Source organism: Pantoea sp. AS142 (assembly GCF_037152305.1).
In the GTDB taxonomy this organism is placed as follows: domain Bacteria; phylum Pseudomonadota; class Gammaproteobacteria; order Enterobacterales; family Enterobacteriaceae; genus Pantoea.
On the sequence record NZ_JBBCMO010000009.1, the window covers coordinates 1 to 16,796 of the forward strand.

Sequence of the window (16,796 nt, forward strand, 5' to 3'; positions counted from 1 at the left end):
GCGTATATTACGCGTTCCTCCTGCAGAGTCAACCTCTATTTCAGAAGTTTTTCTCCGGCGGCCCAGTCTCCTGCGCCTCTCAACCCGTTTCCCGTTGCCGGTGTGCCGTGTTGATGGAGGCGCATTATAGGGAACGGCTCAGATAGCGCAAGTGCAAATTGAGAGTTTTTTTCTGTTCGTCTGAATTTTGCACAAAAGGGCCGTTTTACCCCTTTTTAATGCGTCCTGGCAGTTCTGCAAGGCTATTAATCACCCAATCTGCTGTAGCTTCGCCTTCAGCCGTGACCGGTTTGCCACTGCGTACCAGCACTTTTGTGCCGACACCGGCAGCCTGCCCTGCCAGCATATCTTCGAGTTTATCCCCCACCATATAAGAAGCGGCCATATCAATATGCAGCTCTTCCTGGGCCGTCAACAGCATGCCAGGCTGAGGCTTACGGCAGTCACATGTCTGACGGAATTCGTCTACTGTTGCTTCGGGATGGTGAGGACAGAAATAGATGCCATCAAGATCAACATCGCGGTCGGCCAGCGACCAGTCCATCCATTCTGTCAGCCGCATAAAGGTATCTTCGGTAAACATACCGCGCGCGATGCCGGACTGATTGGTCACGACCACCAGCGCAAATCCCATTGTCTTCAGTTGTTGCAGCGCTTCAATCGTGCCATCAATAAATTGGAAGTCATCGATCTCATGGACATATCCATTGTCGACATTAAGGGTGCCATCACGATCAAGAAAAATAGCGGGGACTTTATTCGCCACGTAGAAACTCCTGCTGTAAAAATTGCCGATCAGTATCGCATGATTGCTATAAAAGGGAGAATGTCAGATTGAAGCACTTCCATTGATTTAGACGTCTGGATGCCTTAACATCCATCCAGCTTATATACCGAATAAAAATGACGGGTCTTCCCACACCACGGACAACGCAACACGATAATTAATAACATAATGATTAAATTAGAAAATATCACCAAGGTGTTTCAGCAAGGCGCGCGGTCTATTCCGGCATTGACGGATGTCAGCCTGCACGTACCTGCCGGACAGATTTATGGCGTTATTGGCGCTTCCGGTGCCGGTAAAAGTACATTGATTCGTTGCGTGAACCTGCTGGAGCGCCCTACCTCAGGCCGTGTGCTGGTCGACGGGGCTGATTTAACTGCACTTAACGAACGTCAGTTAACCCAGGCGCGCCGACAGATCGGCATGATTTTCCAGCACTTTAACCTGATGAACTCCCGTACCGTCGCGGGCAACGTTTCTCTCCCACTGGAACTGGGGAATCTCTCACGCGCTCAGATCAACGCTCGCGTCACAGAGCTGCTGGAACTGGTGGGATTGTCCGATAAACATGATGCCTGGCCTGCTAATCTCTCGGGCGGACAGAAGCAGCGCGTCGCGATTGCCCGGGCCTTGGCCAGCAATCCTAAAGTTCTGCTGTGTGATGAAGCCACCAGCGCACTGGATCCTGCGACTACGCGCTCCATTCTGGAATTACTGAAAGACATCAATCGCCGGCTTGGACTGACGATTCTGCTGATCACTCATGAAATGGATGTAGTGAAACGCATCTGCGATCAGGTTGCGGTCATCAGTCATGGTGAGTTGATTGAGAAAGATAGCGTCAGTGAGGTTTTCTCGCATCCTAAGACGCCGCTAGCACAGCAGTTTATTCAGTCGACTCTGCATCTGGATATCCCGGATGATTACCAGCAGCGTCTTTCTGCCACCGCAGCTGAAGGCACCGTGCCCTTACTGCGAATGGAATTCACCGGTAAATCGGTTGATGCACCTCTGCTTTCTGAAGCGGCTCGGCGTTACAACGTGAATAACAACATTATCAGTGCCCAGATGGATTACGCCGGTGGCGTGAAGTTCGGCATTATGCTGGCCGAAATGCACGGCACAGAAAGCGATACCCGCGAGGCGATAGCCTGGCTGAAGGAGAATCATGTGAAAGTAGAGGTGTTAGGTTATGTCTGAAGCGATGATGTGGTTGCTGGGACGGGGCGTGTGGGAAACGCTGATGATGACCTTCGTCTCGGGCTTTTTCGGTTTTGTACTGGGCCTGCCGGTTGGCGTTTTACTTTATGTCACCCGTCCGGGGCAGATTCTGCAGAATCAGGGGTTATACCGCGTGCTCTCCGCGCTGGTGAATATCTTCCGCTCCATTCCGTTCATCATTTTACTGGTCTGGATGATTCCCTTTACCCGCGTCATCGTCGGCACCTCCATCGGATTACAGGCGGCCATCGTACCGCTGACCGTAGGCGCTGCGCCGTTTATCGCACGTATGGTTGAAAATGCCTTGCTGGAACTCCCTACCGGCCTCATCGAAGCGTCACGTGCTATGGGCGCAACGCCAATGCAGATCGTCCGTAAGGTTCTGCTGCCGGAAGCGATGCCTGGCCTGGTGAATGCAGCCACCATTACCCTGATTACCCTGGTCGGTTACTCCGCCATGGGTGGCGCAGTGGGTGCCGGTGGTCTGGGTCAGATCGGTTATCAGTATGGTTATATCGGATACAACGCCACTGTGATGAATACGGTATTGGTGTTGTTAGTGGTTTTGGTGTATCTCATTCAATTCTGTGGCGACCGCATCGTGCGTGCGGTGTCCCATAAATAAGCCAGCAATATCACATTATTAAGAAGGAAAGGATATGTCTTTCAGATTCAAGAAAATTGCCGCTGTGGGTGCACTGATTGGCGCGATTGCGCTGGCAGGATGCGATCAAAAAGAGAAAGATCCTAACCACATCAAAGTGGGCGTGATTGTCGGTGCTGAGCAGCAGGTTGCTGAAGCAGCGCAGAAAGTTGCCAAAGAGAAATATGGTCTGGACGTTGAGCTGGTGACCTTCAACGATTACGTACTGCCGAATGAAGCACTGAGCAAAGGCGACATCGACGTCAACGCCTTCCAGCACAAGCCTTATCTGGATCAGCAGATCAAAGATCGTGGCTACAAGCTGGTTTCAGTGGGTAACTCCTTCGTTTACCCAATCGCGGGTTATTCGAAAAAGATCAAATCACTGGATGAGCTGCAGGATGGCGCGCAGGTTGCCATTCCAAACGACCCGACCAACCTGGGCCGTACATTACTGCTGCTGCAGAAAGTCGGTCTGATTAAACTGAAAGATGGCGTGGGATTACTGCCAACCTCGCTGGATATCACTGAGAACCCTAAGCATCTGAAAATTGTTGAGCTGGAAGCGCCACAGCTGCCGCGCTCACTGGACGATCAGCAGATTGCGCTGGCGGTGATCAACACCACCTACGCCAGCCAGATTGGCCTGACACCAGCCAAAGATGGCATCTTTGTCGAAGATAAAGATTCACCTTACGTCAACCTGATTGTTGCCCGTGAAGATAATAAAGATGCGGAAAACGTGAAGAAGTTCGTTCAGGCTTACCAGTCTGACGAAGTGAACGAAGCCGCTAACAAGGTCTTTAACGGCGGCGCAGTTAAAGGCTGGTAATTAAGCCGTTCATCTCCTTAAGGGCGGCGCTATGCCGCCCTTTCTATTATTGGGTGCCCTGCCCGACTTGTTATTTATTCCTGTCCTTGTTTCAATAACGCCACTTTTTGAAATCTGAGGATGTTGCCATGCGTTTTTTACCGCTCTGCTTGTTAGCATTGATGCTGACAGGGTGTGTTCATGAGTATCGCCCGATAAGCAGCGCACCGTCCCGGCCGCAGCAATCCAGTGAACCGACCCACAAACCTGCGGCACGCTCGGCTCCAGTCAAGCTCTATAACGATGCAGCTGATCTGGTCAGCAAACCCTTCCGCGATCTGGGTGAAGTCTCCGCTGAAGATTGCCAGATCAGCAATCAGAACTCGCCAGCTAACATCGCCACCGCACGTAAACGTCTGCAGATCAGAGCGTCACAGATGAAAGCCAATGCTGTGCTGCTGCATCAGTGTGAAATCGTAACCGGCACGCCAGGCTGCTATCGTCAGGCCGTGTGTCAGGGTTCAGCACTGAAAGTCAGCAATCAATGAGTGAATTCGCTTTTGCGCAAATTGGCGTCATCCGTTCGCCGTGGAAGGAGAAGTTTGCCGTACCACGTCAGCCAGGGCTGGTGCAGGATGGCGGCGGTGAACTACACCTGCAGCCACCTTACAATCAGCCGGACGCGGTGCGTGGACTGGAAGCGTTCAGCCACCTCTGGCTGCTGTTTGTTTTTCATCAGACGATGGCGAGCGGCTGGCGTCCCACGGTTCGCCCTCCCCGATTGGGCGGCAATGCGCGCATGGGTGTATTCGCTACACGTTCCACGTTCCGTCCCAATCCCATTGGCATGTCGCTGGTTGAGCTAAAAGGTATCAGGATTGAAAAACAGCAGGTGATCCTGCAGTTTGGCAGTTTGGATTTGGTCGATGGGACCCCGGTGGTGGATATCAAACCTTATCTGCCCTTTGCCGAAGCGCTACCCCATGCCCAGGCAGGTTTTGCCCAGACGGCCCCTGCGGCGGATATGCCTGTTCGCTTCTCGGCTCAGGCACAACAGCAACTGCACCAACAGTCGCGCTACCCCCATCTGGCACGCTTCATCAGTGAAGTGCTGGCACAGGACCCCCGTCCCGCTTATCGTCAGGGCGAAACGCAGATGCGGGAATATGCGGCCTGGCTGATGGATTTTAATGTACGCTGGCGCATTGACGATGCCGGTACTGAAGTGATCGCTATCGACCCGCGTTAAAACCCGCTTTTGAGCCGGTGATCTCACTGGTACACTAGCCGCCAGCAAAATTCTGTCTGTGACTTTCCGATCAACTGGAACCGTAATCAATGCGTACTACTCAATATCTGCTCTCTACTCAGAAAGAGACGCCTTCCGACGCTGAAGTGATCAGCCATCAGCTGATGCTGCGCGCCGGTATGATCCGCAAACTGGCTTCTGGCTTGTACACCTGGTTACCGACCGGGGTTCGCGTGCTGAAAAAAGTCGAAAACATCGTGCGCGAAGAGATGAACAACGCGGGCGCGGTTGAGATTTTAATGCCGGTTGTGCAGCCCGCCGACCTGTGGCAAGAGAGCGGTCGCTGGGAGGAGTATGGACCAGAACTGTTACGTATTGCCGATCGCCACGAGCGTCCGTTCGTGCTGGGTCCGACGCATGAAGAGGTGGTCACTGACCTGATCCGCAATGAGCTGAGCTCTTATAAGCAACTGCCGCTCAACCTTTATCAGATCCAGACCAAATTCCGTGATGAAGTCCGTCCGCGCTTTGGCGTGATGCGTTCACGTGAATTCATCATGAAAGATGCTTACTCGTTCCACGTTTCGCAGGAGTCACTGCAGGAAACGTATGACGCGATGTACCGCGCCTATAGCCAGATCTTCAGCCGTATGGGCCTGGATTTCCGCGCCGTGCAGGCCGACACCGGCTCGATTGGCGGCAGTGCATCCCATGAGTTTCAGGTGCTGGCGCAGAGTGGTGAAGATGATGTGATTTTCTCTACCGATTCTGATTACGCGGCCAATATTGAGCTGGCCGAAGCTGTTGCACCTGCCGGTGAACGCGCAGCGCCGTCGCAGGAGATGCAGCTGGTCGAAACGCCAGACGCAAAAACCATCGCGGAGCTGGTTGAGCAATTCAATGTGCCTGTTGAAAAAACAGTGAAGACGCTGATTGTTAAAGGTGCTGAAGAGAGCGGTCATGCGCTGGTTGCCCTGCTGGTACGCGGCGATCATCAGCTTAATGAAATCAAAGCGGAGAAGTCGGCCGTCGTTGCTTCACCACTGGTGTTCGCGACTGAAGAAGAGATTCGTGCCGCTGTGGGTGCCGGACCGGGTTCTATCGGGCCAGTGGGTCTGCAGATACCAGTCATTGCCGACCGAACCGTGGCGAAGATGAGTGACTTCAGCGCCGGTGCCAATGTTGATGGTAAGCACTACTTCGGTATTAACTGGGAGCGCGATCTGCCGCTGGCCAGCGTAGCGGATATCCGCAACGTGGTCGAAGGCGATATAAGCCCGGATGGTAAAGGCACACTGCAAATTAAGCGCGGCATCGAAGTCGGGCATATTTTCCAGCTCGGCACCAAGTATTCTGACGCGCTGAAAGCGTCGGTTCAGGGCGAAGATGGCCGTAATCAGGTGATGAGCATGGGCTGCTATGGCATCGGCATCACCCGCGTTGTCGCCGCAGCGATTGAACAGAACCATGACGATCGCGGCATCATCTGGCCAGCCGCACTGGCACCTTTCGAGGTCGCGATTCTGCCAATGAATATGCAGAAATCGTTCCGGGTTAAAGAGCTGGCGGAAGAGCTTTATGCCACACTGCGTGCCAAAGGCGTTGAGGTTATCCTGGATGACCGTAAAGAGCGTCCAGGCGTGATGTTCGCGGATATGGAACTGATCGGTGTGCCACACACCATCGTCATCGGCGACCGCAATCTCGACAATCAGGAGATTGAATATAAATCGCGCCGTGCCGGTGAGAAGCAGATGATTAAGCAGGATGAAATTGTTGAATTCCTGCTGAAGGCTCTGAAGAAGTAAGTTCTTAGCGTTAATCAAAGCGGGCTGAATCTGGCCGCAACGGATGAGCTCAACGCGAAGGGAACCGGGTCAGAAGAGGAAAGCGTCCCGCGCCAGGGGAGGTGCGGGCCGAGCGGCCATGGATGGCTTTAGCGACTTTCCGATCTGACCCCATTCCCTGAGCAGGCTCGATCTCTTCGCCGCTCGCCCCTGACATTGTAAGTACTCAAACGCCCCGCCTGCGGGGCGTTTTTTATTGCACCTTGCCGCGCATCGATTTAGTTGAACTGCGGCGGGCCTTTCCTTCCAGACGGCGCTCTTTTGAAGCGCGGGTCGGCCGCGTGGCGCGCCGGGCTTTTTCAACGGTACTCAGTTCCTGGATCAGATTAACCAGACGTTGCAGTGCCGCTTCGCGATTCATCTCCTGACTGCGATACTCCTGCGCCTTGATCACCACGACGCCATCACCGGTAATCAGATGATGGCTGGCGGTCAGCAGCCGCTCTTTATAAAACGCGGGAAGCGAAGAGGCGGCAATATCGAAGCGCAGATGAATGGCAGTACTGGCTTTGTTGACGTGTTGTCCGCCTGCGCCCTGGGCGCGAATCGCCGTCAGTTCAATCTCACTTTCCGGAATCTCAACCGAACGGGATAGCATAATCATCAACTCGCTCCCCACACCTTAACCACGTTGACCTCCGATAACCTGTTCATAAAATTAACCTTTTGTGCTCTTATTCTTTCCGCCTCAGACAGCGGAATCTGTCACTTTAGCAGTGTTTAGCGCACTGTTCCTGCTTTACACAGGCTGATTTCCACTAAATGGCTATGATATAGTCGCCAGTTAACCAGAGTATTTACGCTCTGCCGAGGAGGGCCACGTGCAAAATTATTGTGAGTTAGTTCGCCGGAAATATGCCGAAATCGGCAGCGGGGATTTAGGTTACATACCGGATGCGGTTGGCTGCGCATTGAAGGCACTTAATGATATTGCCGCAGATACTGAGCTAAACTCTTCTGTCAGGGAACAGGCGGCCTACGCCGCTGCTAACTTATTGGTGAGCGACTATGTTGATAAATAAAGCGTACCAACCTATCAATTGCGATGATTACGATAATCTGGAACTCGCCTGCCAGAACAACTGGATGCTGTCGCTGGAAATGAAAGATGGCGAACAGCTTAAGGCAAAGGCCAAAGAGATCTTTTCACGTAAGAATGTGGAATATCTGGCCATCGATCTTTCTGGTGAACATCGCGAATTACGTCTCGACCATATCGCCAGCTTCACCCATCCCGAGCTGGGCACGGTAGTTGTCAGCGCAGAGTAATCCACGCATTTCGGGCGGGATATTCCCGCCCCTGTCAAACGTCAGGGCTGCAACGAACCGTAGTACGCCGCCAAATCCGCCATATCGCTATCACTCAATCCCGCCACAAACGCCTTCATGACCTCAGCCTGACCGCCACTGCGTTCGCCCTTTTTATAGGCCTGCAGGGCATGTTCCAGATAAGGGGCATGTTGCCCGGCCAGATTGGGGTAGAGCGGCACCGTCGCTTTTCCTTCTGCGCCATGACAGGCCATACAATTGCCTGCTTTCTGGGCACCGCGCTGCACATCACCCACAGCCCAGGCCGGTAATACAACCGCCACTAAACAGGCGATAAGCCACTGCTTCATTGTTGTTCTCCTGCGCTGGATGCCTCATCCCAGACTATCTGCCAGCCCTGCTGATCGGTAGCCGCACCATCACGGGTGACAACGAGATTCGGAACACAGATCAGCGTCTGGTTATAAAAAATTAACGGCAGCCGTTCACGCTGCCACGGCGGTATCTGTAACTCCTGCCACAGCTTTTTCATTTCCCTTCCGCCATTACGGCCTACCAGATGGACGTGTCCCTGCGCATGGAAGCGTACGCTGACCTGCTCATCGGGCTCAGGATAGCGCAACAGGCTCTGCGACGGGCTGGCACGCAGCGTGCCGATGTGCTGCGGTAATGTCAGCGGTTGGCCGAGATCGCGCCATGCCAGCGTTATACCGCGCAGTGAACTGAGCAACGGCAGCCAGTAGAGCTGCTGACGGTAACGACGGAGTTCAGCCTGACCGAATTGCAGCCGGGGCTGTGCATCCTCCCGGCTCGCCATCACTTCATCGCGAATGCGGTTCAGCGCTTCACGGGACGGCATCACACCGCCCTGCCCGGCAATCCAGCGGCGCAATAACGCATTAGCACGCAACTCACTCATGGCCATCAAGGGCGGAAAGTGCAGGCTGCCGTCAGGCTGGATCAGCTCAGCCAGTTGCCCGGCGAGCAGTTCATCAAGCAACTGCTCCTGCTCACTGCACAACGCCGCGCTTCGGGCTGTTGCCTGAGTAAAATGGGGCCACCGCTGACAAAGCTCAGGCAGCAGCCGCTGACGGAGGAAGTTGCGGTCATAGCGAACGTCCTGATTGCTCTCATCTTCAATCCATACCAGCTGGTGTGCGTCGGCATAGGCCTCAAGCGACTGTCGCGACTGATTAAGCAGAGGACGCAGCAGCGGATTGGATCCCAGCATACGCGATGAAGGCATCGCAGCCAGCCCGGCTGGACCACTGCCGCGCTTGAGCGCCAGCAGAAATGTTTCACACTGATCGTCGAGGTGCTGCGCGGTAAGTAGCACTTCCCCCGGCTGCAATGCCGCACCCAGCACCTGATAACGGGCATCGCGGGCCGCCGCTTCAATCCCCTTTTCCCTGCCATCCACGATAACGCGCAGCACTTCAAATGGCAGCTGCCACTGCTCACATATCGTCTGGCAATGTATTGCCCAACGTTCGGCATTAGGGCTTAGCCCATGGTGAACATGCAACGCCCTCAGGCGCGACTGAGGATGCTGCTGCTGCCAGCCGCGAAGCTGATGCAGCAGTACCGTTGAATCGAGTCCGCCGCTGAACGCAACCACCAGCGCGGCATCGGGTTGCAACAGGGCATAAAAAGCGGGCAAAGGCATGGCAGAATCCAGAAAATCGGGCCACTAAATGTTGCCCGCTAAGCGCGCTATTTTACGCCTGATAAAGCTCCAGCGGCAAACCATCCGGATCGGCAAAGAAAGTACAGTATTTTCCAGTCAGTGCATCGATGCGAATGGGTTCGCAGATAACGCCTTTATCGGCCAGCGTCGCGACGGCAGCAGCAACATCAGGCACGGTAAAGGCCAGATGACGCAGGCCACACGCCTCGGGATGACTGACCCGCGCCGGCGGCTCAGGAAAAGAGAACAGCTCAATGGTATAGCGATCCTGTAAGGCCAGATCACCTTTCCAGGAATCGCGCGCCTCGCGGTAAACTTCGCTCATCAGACGGAAGCCCAGTACGTCACAATAAAACGCTTTGCTGCGCTGATAGTCGGAGGCGATGATGGCAATGTGGTGAATAGCGCTTAACTGCAACATGTTCAATTCCCTGATCAGGCCGGGTGTCTGCAAACACCCTGCCGGTGATAGTCGTTTAAAAACCTAAGCGAGATCGTTTTTTAACACACGGACGCGGTACTCGCCCTCTTCCGTCAGGCTGGCACCGTGAATATCGGTTTCGAAGCCCGGATAATGCCGGCCAATGCTGCACAGCATCAGTAGAAAATCGAGCACCGCACGGCTCTTCTCGGTGATCATCTCGCCCGGCATCACCAGTGGGACGCCTGGCGGATAAGGCAGAATCATGTTGGCCGATACCCGCCCGACCAGTTCGCTGAGATCCACCGTTTCGATATTGCCCTTCACCTGCTGCTGAAATGCCTGATGTGGTGTCATCTTCATTTCGGGCAGGACATCAAACGCCTGCAGCATGAGACGCGGTAAATCGTGATGGCGGATGAGCTGATGGATCCCCTGCGCCAGTGTCTGAATGCGCATATTGCGATAGAAGTCGGGATCTTCAGCATAGAGATCCGGCAGCATGTTTTTCACCCGCAGATTGAGATCGTAGGCGCGTTTGAACTCGGTCAGACCGCGCAGCACGCTCATCGCTTTGGTTTTGTCGATACCGATACTGAACAGAAACAGCAGGTTATAAGGGCCGGTCTTCTCCACTACAATGCCGCGCTCATCCAGAAACTTCGCCACCAGCGCGGCCGGGATCCCCTCTTCCGCCATTTCACCCAACTCGCTCATGCCCGGCGTCAGGATAGTCACCTTGATCGGATCGAGGTACATGTGATCGCGATCGGCCTGAGTAAATCCGTGCCACTCTTCGTCGCCAGGCTGGATCGGCCAGCACTGCGCTTCGTCAATCTGCTCCGGCTGCCAGATATCAAAGAACCAGCTGTCAGACTCTTCGCGCAGGCGCTGGATCTCACGCCGGAAGTGCAGCGCGCGTTCCACCGAGCGATTAATCAGTCGCTTACCGGGATTGCCGCGCAGCATGGCGGCAGCGGTTTCAATCGAGGAGACGATGGCGTAATTGGGCGAGGTAGTGGTGTGCATCATGTAGGCTTCATTAAACGTCTGTTCGTCGTAGTCGCCTTTAATGTGAATCATTGATGCCTGCGAAAATGCCGCCAGCAGTTTGTGAGTCGATTGCGTTTCATACACCACTTTGCCAGGGATGCGGTCGCCACTCATGCCGCTTTTACCGGCGTAAATAGGGTGAAAATTGGTGTAAGGCACCCAGGCCGAATCGAAATGAATTGACGGCACATCCAGCGTCTCTTTGATGTACGGGGTGTTGTAGAGCAATCCATCATAAGTAGAGTTGGTGATCACAGCATGAACCGGCCAGGTGGCACGATCGGTGGTCGCGACCTTCTGCGTAATGCTCTCCCGGGTGAACTCCTGCTTCGGGATACCGCCGAGAATACCCAGCGCATTGCGGGTCGGCTTCAGCCAGATGGGGATCAGATCGCTCATCATCAGCAGGTGGGTCAGTGACTTGTGACAGTTGCGATCAATCAGCACGGTACTGCCCGCCGGTGCGGCATACATGCCGACAATTTTGTTCGACGTTGAGGTGCCGTTGGTCACCATATAACTCTGCTCGGCGCCAAACGTGCGTGCGATGTACTCTTCAGCTTCAAGATGCGGGCCGGTGTGATCCAGCAGCGAACCCAGCTCGGTCACTGAAATGGAGATGTCCGACTTCAGGGTATTGGCCCCGAAGAAATCATAGAACAGGCAGCCTACCGGGCTCTTCTGAAATGCGGTGCCCGCCATGTGACCCGGCGTGCAGAAGGTGTACTTGCCCTCTTTCACATAGGTGAATAGCGCTTTGGTCAGCGGTGGTGTGATGTGATCAAGATAGTCGTTGGTATACTGCCGGATATGCAGCGCGATATCGTCGGCGGCATTCAGCGCATACTCAAAGAAGTGCAGCGGCATGCGCATCTCATTAATGCTGATGTCCATCTGCGAATGCGTATTGATAAAGGCATACAGGGGCAGATATTCGTTAAGCTGATTTATCTCACCGCACAGCGCCGGACTGTTGTGTGCGTCCCAGTCGAAGATGACGCCGCTGATACGCGGATTGTGTTCGATCAGTTTCAGCAGATCGTCACTGTTTTTCGGGTAAAGCAGCTGGAAGCCTTGCAGATTTAACGCCGCGTCGAGTTCGCGTAACGGTTCATCTTTATAAAACACGCCGTGCGCGCCCATGATCGCCAGAATATTCAATGCCCCTCTCCCTGATTGTTATGGAACCGGACAAGCATAACCGCTAACTCCGGTAAGGTGTAGCAAGGGGACGATCAGATGAGGCTGAAAGGCGTCAGAAAGCGTGCGGAGGCTAAACTGGCGACATAAAAAAAGCGGACCGGAGTCCGCTTTTATTGATGAGCTAGAATCAGGCGTAGCCGTAACTCATCAGGCGCTGATAACGACGATCCAGTAGCTCTTCGGTACTTAATCCATCGAGATCAGCCAGGTCTGCCAGCAGCTGCTGCTTCAGTGACTGCGCCATATCCACCGGACGACGATGTGCACCACCCAGCGGCTCAGGGATCACGGAGTCAATCAGTTTCAGCTCTTTCAGACGGTGAGCCGTAATGCCCATCGCTTCGGCGGCCAGCGGCGCTTTATCTGCGCTCTTCCACAGAATGGATGCACAGCCTTCTGGCGAGATCACTGAATAGGTGCTGTACTGCAGCATATTCACTTTATCACCCACGCCAATCGCCAGCGCACCACCTGAACCGCCTTCACCGATCACCGTACAGATTACCGGTACTTTCAGGCCAGACATTTCACGCAGGTTGCGGGCGATCGCTTCAGACTGCCCACGCTCTTCGGCGCCCACGCCCGGATACGCGCCCGGTGTGTCGATGAAGGTGATGATTGGCATTTTGAAACGTTCAGCCATCTCCATCAGACGCAGCGCTTTGCGGTAGCCTTCCGGTGCTGGCATGCCGAAGTTACGGCGAATTTTCTCTTTGGTCTCACGGCCTTTCTGGTGCCCGATGATCATCACCGGACGTCCATCAAGACGCGCAATCCCGCCGACAATCGCTTTGTCATCCGCATAAGCACGGTCGCCCGCCAGCTCATCGAAATCGTCGAAAGCGTTGCGAACGTAGTCAAAGGTGTAAGGACGTAAAGGATGGCGTGCCAGTTGAGCAATCTGCCATGCGCCCAAATCGGCGAAGATTTTACGGGTCAGCTCAACGCTTTTCTCACGCAGACGCTGAACTTCTTCATCCAGATTAACGTGTTTATCATCCTGACGACCAATCGACGTCAGCGAATCAATCTTCGCTTCCAGTTCTGCAATTGGCTGTTCAAAATCCAGGTAATTAAGACTCATAATGTTCCTGTTCTAGTCAAACTCCAGTTCCACCTGCTCCGATCCAATCAACGAGCGCAGATCGTTAAGTAAACGATCGCTGGGCGAAATTCGCCACGCTGCACCAAAGCGCAGCTTCGCTCGCGCGTCGGCTCTCTGATAGTAGAGATGCACCGGAATCGTCCCTGATCGATGAGGTTCCAGGGACTGACGGAGCCGGTTTAATAGCTGGTCATCAATTTGCCTGTCCGTCAGCGAGATAGCAAGTCCGCGCGCGTATTTTTCGCGAGCTTCGTCGATGTCCATGACTTCACGAGCGGTCATTTTAAGGCCGCCACTGAAGTCATCAAAGCTGACCTGTCCGCTGACGATCAGGATTCGGTCTTTCTCCAGCAACTGCTGGTATTTATCTAACGCATCGGTAAATAACATCACCTCAAGACGACCGGAGCGATCGTCCAGAGTACAGATACCAATTCGGTTGCCGCGTTTGGTGACCATTACCCGTGCGGCGATCACCAGACCGGCCGCCACGGTAATTTTACCCCGATCGGTAGGATGCATATCTTTAAGACGCACCCCGCCAACGTAACGCTCAATTTCTTTCAGGTACTGATTAATCGGGTGGCCGGTAAGGTAAAGCCCCAGCGTTTCCCGTTCGCCATCCAGCTGCACCTGCTCAGGCCACGGCGTGACGCTGGCGTACGATTTCTCAACCTGTTCCGGCTCTTCCGCCAGTACGCCAAACATATCAGCCTGGCCAATCGCTTCCGCTTTCGCGTGCTGATCGGCCGCTTTTAACGCGTCACTGAGTGAACTCATCAGCGCAGCACGATGAGGTCCAAGGCGATCAAAGGCCCCGGACATGATCAATTTTTCCATTACCCGACGGTTGATCTTTTTGGTGTCAGTACGGGCGCAGAGATCAAACAACTCGCGGAAATAACCGCCTTCGTTACGGGCGTCGATGATCGCTTCGATCGGGCCTTCACCGACGCCTTTGATCGCGCCGATACCGTAAACGATCTCGCCCGCGTCATTAACATGGAACGGATAGAGACCGGAGTTGATATCGGGCGGCAGGACTTTCAGCCCCATCCGCCAGCATTCATCCACCAGACCAACCACTTTCTCGGTGTTATCCATATCGGCGGTCATCACCGCCGCCATGAACTCTGCCGGATAGTGCGCTTTCAGCCACAGCGTCTGGTAGGACACCAGTGCGTAAGCCGCTGAGTGTGACTTGTTAAAGCCATAGCCTGCAAATTTTTCTACCAGATCGAAGATCTTCATCGACAGTTCGCCGTCGATACCCATACTTTCGGCACCGTCGCGGAATACTGAACGCTGTTTGGCCATCTCCTCGGGTTTCTTTTTACCCATGGCGCGACGCAGCATATCTGCACCGCCCAGGGTATAACCGGAAAGCACCTGGGCGATCTGCATCACCTGTTCCTGATAGAGGATGATGCCGTAGGTCGGTTCCAGCACCGGTTTCAGGCTTTCATGCTGCCACTGAATGTCGGGATAGGAGATCGCTTCCCGGCCATGCTTACGGTCGATGAAGTTATCCACCATGCCGGACTGCAGTGGGCCAGGACGGAACAGCGCCACCAGTGCGATCATATCTTCGAAGCAGTCGGGCTTCAGTCGCTTGATCAGATCTTTCATGCCGCGCGATTCAAGCTGGAACACCGCCGTGGTTTCCGAACGCTGCAGCATATCGAAGCTTTTCTTATCATCCAGCGGGATAGAGGCGATATCGATCGGCTCCAGCCCCTGCTTTTCCCGGCGCGGGTTGATCATCTTCAGCGCCCAGTCGATGATGGTCAGCGTACGCAGACCCAGGAAGTCGAACTTCACCAGGCCGGCATATTCCACATCATTTTTATCGAACTGGGTGACCGGGAACTGCCCATGCTCATCGCAATAGAGCGGCGCAAAATCGGTGATCTTCGTTGGCGCAATGACCACGCCGCCCGCATGTTTACCGGCGTTACGCGTGACCCCTTCCAGCTTGCGCGCCATGTCGATCAGCGCTTTAACCTCTTCGTCCGCGTCATACATGGCGGGAAGCTGCGGTTCAGCAATAAAGGCTTTTTCCAGCGTCATGCCGGGATCGGGCGGGATCAGTTTTGAAATGCGATCGACAAAACCGTAAGGGTGACCCAGTACACGACCCACATCACGGATGACCGCTTTTGCCGCCATGGTGCCGAAGGTGATGATCTGGGAAACCGCTTCACGTCCGTACATATCCGCGACGTGCTCAATCACCTGATCGCGCTTCTCCATGCAGAAGTCGACGTCGAAATCAGGCATCGAGACACGTTCCGGGTTCAGGAAGCGTTCGAACAGCAGGTCAAATTCCAGCGGATCGATATCGGTGATTTTCAGCGCATAGGCCACCAGTGAACCGGCACCGGAACCACGGCCCGGCCCGACCGGGACGCCGTTGTCCTTCGACCATTGGATGAACTCCATCACGATCAGGAAGTAGCCGGGGAACCCCATCTGGTTGATAACGTTGAGTTCAATCTCCAGGCGCTCGTCATATTCCGGGCGTTTTTCCAGACGTTCGGCTTCGTCCGGGAACAGAAACTCCAGACGCTCTTCCAGACCCTCACGGGATTTCACCACCAGATAATCTTCGGTGGTCATGTCACCGGTCGGGAACTGCGGCAGGAAGTACTCGCCCAGCCGGACGGTGACGTTACAACGCTTAGCAATCTCTACGCTGTTGGCCAGCGCTTCGGGAATGTCCGAGAAGAGTTCGCACATCTCCGCTTCGCTGCGCATATATTGCTGAGGACTGTAGTTGCGCGGACGCTTAGGGTCATCCAGCGTATAGCCATCATGAATGGCAACGCGAATTTCATGAGCGTCGAAATCGTCTGCATTGATAAAGCAGACTTCATTGGTGGCGACCACCGGTATTCCCTCTGCAATCGCCAGTTCAACGGCCGCATGCAGATAGCTCTCTTCGTCCTGACGGCCAGTACGAATCAGCTCCAGGTAGTAGCGGTCGGAGAAGTGCTGCTGGTAAAACGACAGACATTGCGAAACCAGGGCATTGTTGCCACGCAGCAGGCTGCGACCTACATCGCCGCGCCGTCCGCCCGACAGCAGAATTAATCCTTCCTGCAATTCAACCAACCAATCACGATCGATGATCGGTCCGGCCACGCCGTAGCCGCGTTGATAGGCACGGGAGATCAACAGCGTCAGGTTCTGATATCCGATATCACTGGACGCCAGCACGGTCAGCTGTGTTAGTTCATCCCCCATTAGCTCACTGGCCACATTGAAATCGGCACCAATGACCGGCTTTATCCCTGCGCTGTGTGCACCACCGTAGAATTTCACCAGACCACAGAGGTTAGTGAAGTCGGTAATCGCGATAGCCGGCATGCCAAGGGCAGCCGCCTTCTTGATCAGCGGCCCGGTTTTCGCCAGGCCATCAACCATCGAATAGTCACTGTGGACACGCAGATGTATAAAACGGGGTTCAGCCATATCAGTTTCCGGTTAAAACAGCGTCA

General features: G+C 54.4%; 16 protein-coding genes. 8 read left to right on the forward strand and 8 right to left on the reverse strand.

The window, feature by feature from the left end; genetic code table 11:
* Positions 1 to 205: 205 nt before the first annotated feature.
* The gene (gene gmhB, locus WFO64_RS15935) at positions 206 to 766 is read right to left on the reverse strand and encodes a D-glycero-beta-D-manno-heptose 1,7-bisphosphate 7-phosphatase (RefSeq protein ID WP_337013059.1); all 561 of its coding nucleotides are present in this window, start codon (positions 764 to 766) and stop codon (positions 206 to 208) included.
* Between the two features lie 189 nt (positions 767 to 955).
* Here gmhB and metN point away from each other — a divergent pair, with 189 nt between their 5' ends.
* The 6 genes from metN to proS all read left to right on the forward strand — a co-directional run bounded on the left by metN (position 956) and on the right by proS (position 6,519).
* Complete coding sequence (gene metN, locus WFO64_RS15940; protein ID WP_337013060.1) at positions 956 to 1,987, forward strand: methionine ABC transporter ATP-binding protein MetN; 1,032 nt, start codon at positions 956 to 958, stop codon at positions 1,985 to 1,987.
* Positions 1,980 to 2,633, forward strand: coding sequence for a methionine ABC transporter permease MetI (locus tag WFO64_RS15945; protein WP_009091958.1), 654 nt, complete (start codon positions 1,980 to 1,982; stop codon positions 2,631 to 2,633). Before metN ends, WFO64_RS15945 begins: the two co-directional genes overlap by 8 nt.
* A gap of 34 nt (positions 2,634 to 2,667) precedes the next feature.
* The gene (locus WFO64_RS15950) at positions 2,668 to 3,483 is read left to right on the forward strand and encodes a MetQ/NlpA family lipoprotein (RefSeq protein ID WP_337013061.1); all 816 of its coding nucleotides are present in this window, start codon (positions 2,668 to 2,670) and stop codon (positions 3,481 to 3,483) included.
* Between the two features lie 128 nt (positions 3,484 to 3,611).
* Positions 3,612 to 4,010: an Rcs stress response system protein RcsF gene (rcsF, locus tag WFO64_RS15955; protein ID WP_337013062.1), complete on the forward strand. Its 399-nt coding sequence runs from the start codon at positions 3,612 to 3,614 to the stop codon at positions 4,008 to 4,010.
* The gene (tsaA, locus tag WFO64_RS15960) at positions 4,007 to 4,711 is read left to right on the forward strand and encodes a tRNA (N6-threonylcarbamoyladenosine(37)-N6)-methyltransferase TrmO (protein WP_337013063.1); all 705 of its coding nucleotides are present in this window, start codon (positions 4,007 to 4,009) and stop codon (positions 4,709 to 4,711) included. The genes rcsF and tsaA overlap by 4 nt, the downstream gene beginning before the upstream one ends.
* A gap of 89 nt (positions 4,712 to 4,800) precedes the next feature.
* The gene (proS, locus tag WFO64_RS15965) at positions 4,801 to 6,519 is read left to right on the forward strand and encodes a proline--tRNA ligase (protein ID WP_337013064.1); all 1,719 of its coding nucleotides are present in this window, start codon (positions 4,801 to 4,803) and stop codon (positions 6,517 to 6,519) included.
* Positions 6,520 to 6,751: 232 nt separating this feature from the next.
* Here proS and arfB read toward each other — a convergent pair whose 3' ends face one another.
* Positions 6,752 to 7,162: an alternative ribosome rescue aminoacyl-tRNA hydrolase ArfB gene (gene arfB, locus WFO64_RS15970; RefSeq protein ID WP_003852622.1), complete on the reverse strand. Its 411-nt coding sequence runs from the start codon at positions 7,160 to 7,162 to the stop codon at positions 6,752 to 6,754.
* Between the two features lie 217 nt (positions 7,163 to 7,379).
* On the opposite strand from arfB, the gene WFO64_RS15975 reads away from it, so the two are divergent.
* Together WFO64_RS15975 and rof are read left to right on the forward strand one after the other, a co-directional pair.
* Positions 7,380 to 7,580 (forward strand): YaeP family protein, encoded by a 201-nt coding sequence (locus WFO64_RS15975; protein ID WP_337013065.1) that lies wholly within the window; start codon positions 7,380 to 7,382, stop codon positions 7,578 to 7,580.
* Positions 7,567 to 7,827, forward strand: coding sequence for a Rho-binding antiterminator (rof, locus tag WFO64_RS15980; RefSeq protein WP_336999792.1), 261 nt, complete (start codon positions 7,567 to 7,569; stop codon positions 7,825 to 7,827). The genes WFO64_RS15975 and rof overlap by 14 nt, the downstream gene beginning before the upstream one ends.
* Before the next feature lie 41 nt (positions 7,828 to 7,868).
* Here the strand turns inward: rof and WFO64_RS15985 are convergent, their stop codons facing one another.
* The 6 genes from WFO64_RS15985 to dnaE form a co-directional block, all read right to left on the reverse strand.
* On the reverse strand, positions 7,869 to 8,177 hold the full coding sequence (locus WFO64_RS15985) for a c-type cytochrome (protein ID WP_337013066.1): 309 nt from the start codon (positions 8,175 to 8,177) through the stop codon (positions 7,869 to 7,871).
* Positions 8,174 to 9,493 (reverse strand): tRNA lysidine(34) synthetase TilS, encoded by a 1,320-nt coding sequence (tilS, locus tag WFO64_RS15990; RefSeq protein WP_337013067.1) that lies wholly within the window; start codon positions 9,491 to 9,493, stop codon positions 8,174 to 8,176. Before tilS ends, WFO64_RS15985 begins: the two co-directional genes overlap by 4 nt.
* 52 nt (positions 9,494 to 9,545) lie before the next feature.
* Positions 9,546 to 9,935, reverse strand: coding sequence for a VOC family protein (locus tag WFO64_RS15995; RefSeq protein ID WP_337013068.1), 390 nt, complete (start codon positions 9,933 to 9,935; stop codon positions 9,546 to 9,548).
* Positions 9,936 to 9,998: 63 nt separating this feature from the next.
* Positions 9,999 to 12,149, reverse strand: a complete 2,151-nt coding sequence (locus WFO64_RS16000; RefSeq protein WP_337013069.1) for a lysine decarboxylase LdcC — start codon at positions 12,147 to 12,149, stop codon at positions 9,999 to 10,001.
* A 169-nt stretch (positions 12,150 to 12,318) separates the two neighbouring features.
* The gene (gene accA / locus WFO64_RS16005; RefSeq protein WP_003852630.1) at positions 12,319 to 13,275 is read right to left on the reverse strand and encodes an acetyl-CoA carboxylase carboxyl transferase subunit alpha; all 957 of its coding nucleotides are present in this window, start codon (positions 13,273 to 13,275) and stop codon (positions 12,319 to 12,321) included.
* Positions 13,276 to 13,287: 12 nt separating this feature from the next.
* A complete protein-coding gene (dnaE, locus tag WFO64_RS16010; protein ID WP_337013070.1) occupies positions 13,288 to 16,770 on the reverse strand; it encodes a DNA polymerase III subunit alpha in 3,483 nt (1,160 codons plus the stop codon).
* Between the last annotated feature and the right edge of the window lie 26 nt (positions 16,771 to 16,796).

Excerpts from the sequence above, each read along its gene's own strand:
- metN (WP_337013060.1), top strand. The coding sequence starts at position 956 with ATGATTAAATTAGAAAATATCACCAAGGTGTTTCAGCAAGGCGCGCGG.
- tsaA (WP_337013063.1), top strand. The coding sequence starts at position 4,007 with ATGAGTGAATTCGCTTTTGCGCAAATTGGCGTCATCCGTTCGCCGTGG.
- accA (WP_003852630.1), bottom strand. The coding sequence starts at position 13,275 with ATGAGTCTTAATTACCTGGATTTTGAACAGCCAATTGCAGAACTGGAA.
- WFO64_RS15995 (WP_337013068.1), bottom strand. The coding sequence starts at position 9,935 with ATGTTGCAGTTAAGCGCTATTCACCACATTGCCATCATCGCCTCCGAC.
- WFO64_RS15985 (WP_337013066.1), bottom strand. The coding sequence starts at position 8,177 with ATGAAGCAGTGGCTTATCGCCTGTTTAGTGGCGGTTGTATTACCGGCC.
- rof (WP_336999792.1), top strand. The coding sequence starts at position 7,567 with ATGTTGATAAATAAAGCGTACCAACCTATCAATTGCGATGATTACGAT.
- proS (WP_337013064.1), top strand. The coding sequence starts at position 4,801 with ATGCGTACTACTCAATATCTGCTCTCTACTCAGAAAGAGACGCCTTCC.
- tilS (WP_337013067.1), bottom strand. The coding sequence starts at position 9,493 with ATGCCTTTGCCCGCTTTTTATGCCCTGTTGCAACCCGATGCCGCGCTG.
- arfB (WP_003852622.1), bottom strand. The coding sequence starts at position 7,162 with ATGATTATGCTATCCCGTTCGGTTGAGATTCCGGAAAGTGAGATTGAA.
- dnaE (WP_337013070.1), bottom strand. The coding sequence starts at position 16,770 with ATGGCTGAACCCCGTTTTATACATCTGCGTGTCCACAGTGACTATTCG.
- rcsF (WP_337013062.1), top strand. The coding sequence starts at position 3,612 with ATGCGTTTTTTACCGCTCTGCTTGTTAGCATTGATGCTGACAGGGTGT.
- WFO64_RS15945 (WP_009091958.1), top strand. The coding sequence starts at position 1,980 with ATGTCTGAAGCGATGATGTGGTTGCTGGGACGGGGCGTGTGGGAAACG.
- WFO64_RS15950 (WP_337013061.1), top strand. The coding sequence starts at position 2,668 with ATGTCTTTCAGATTCAAGAAAATTGCCGCTGTGGGTGCACTGATTGGC.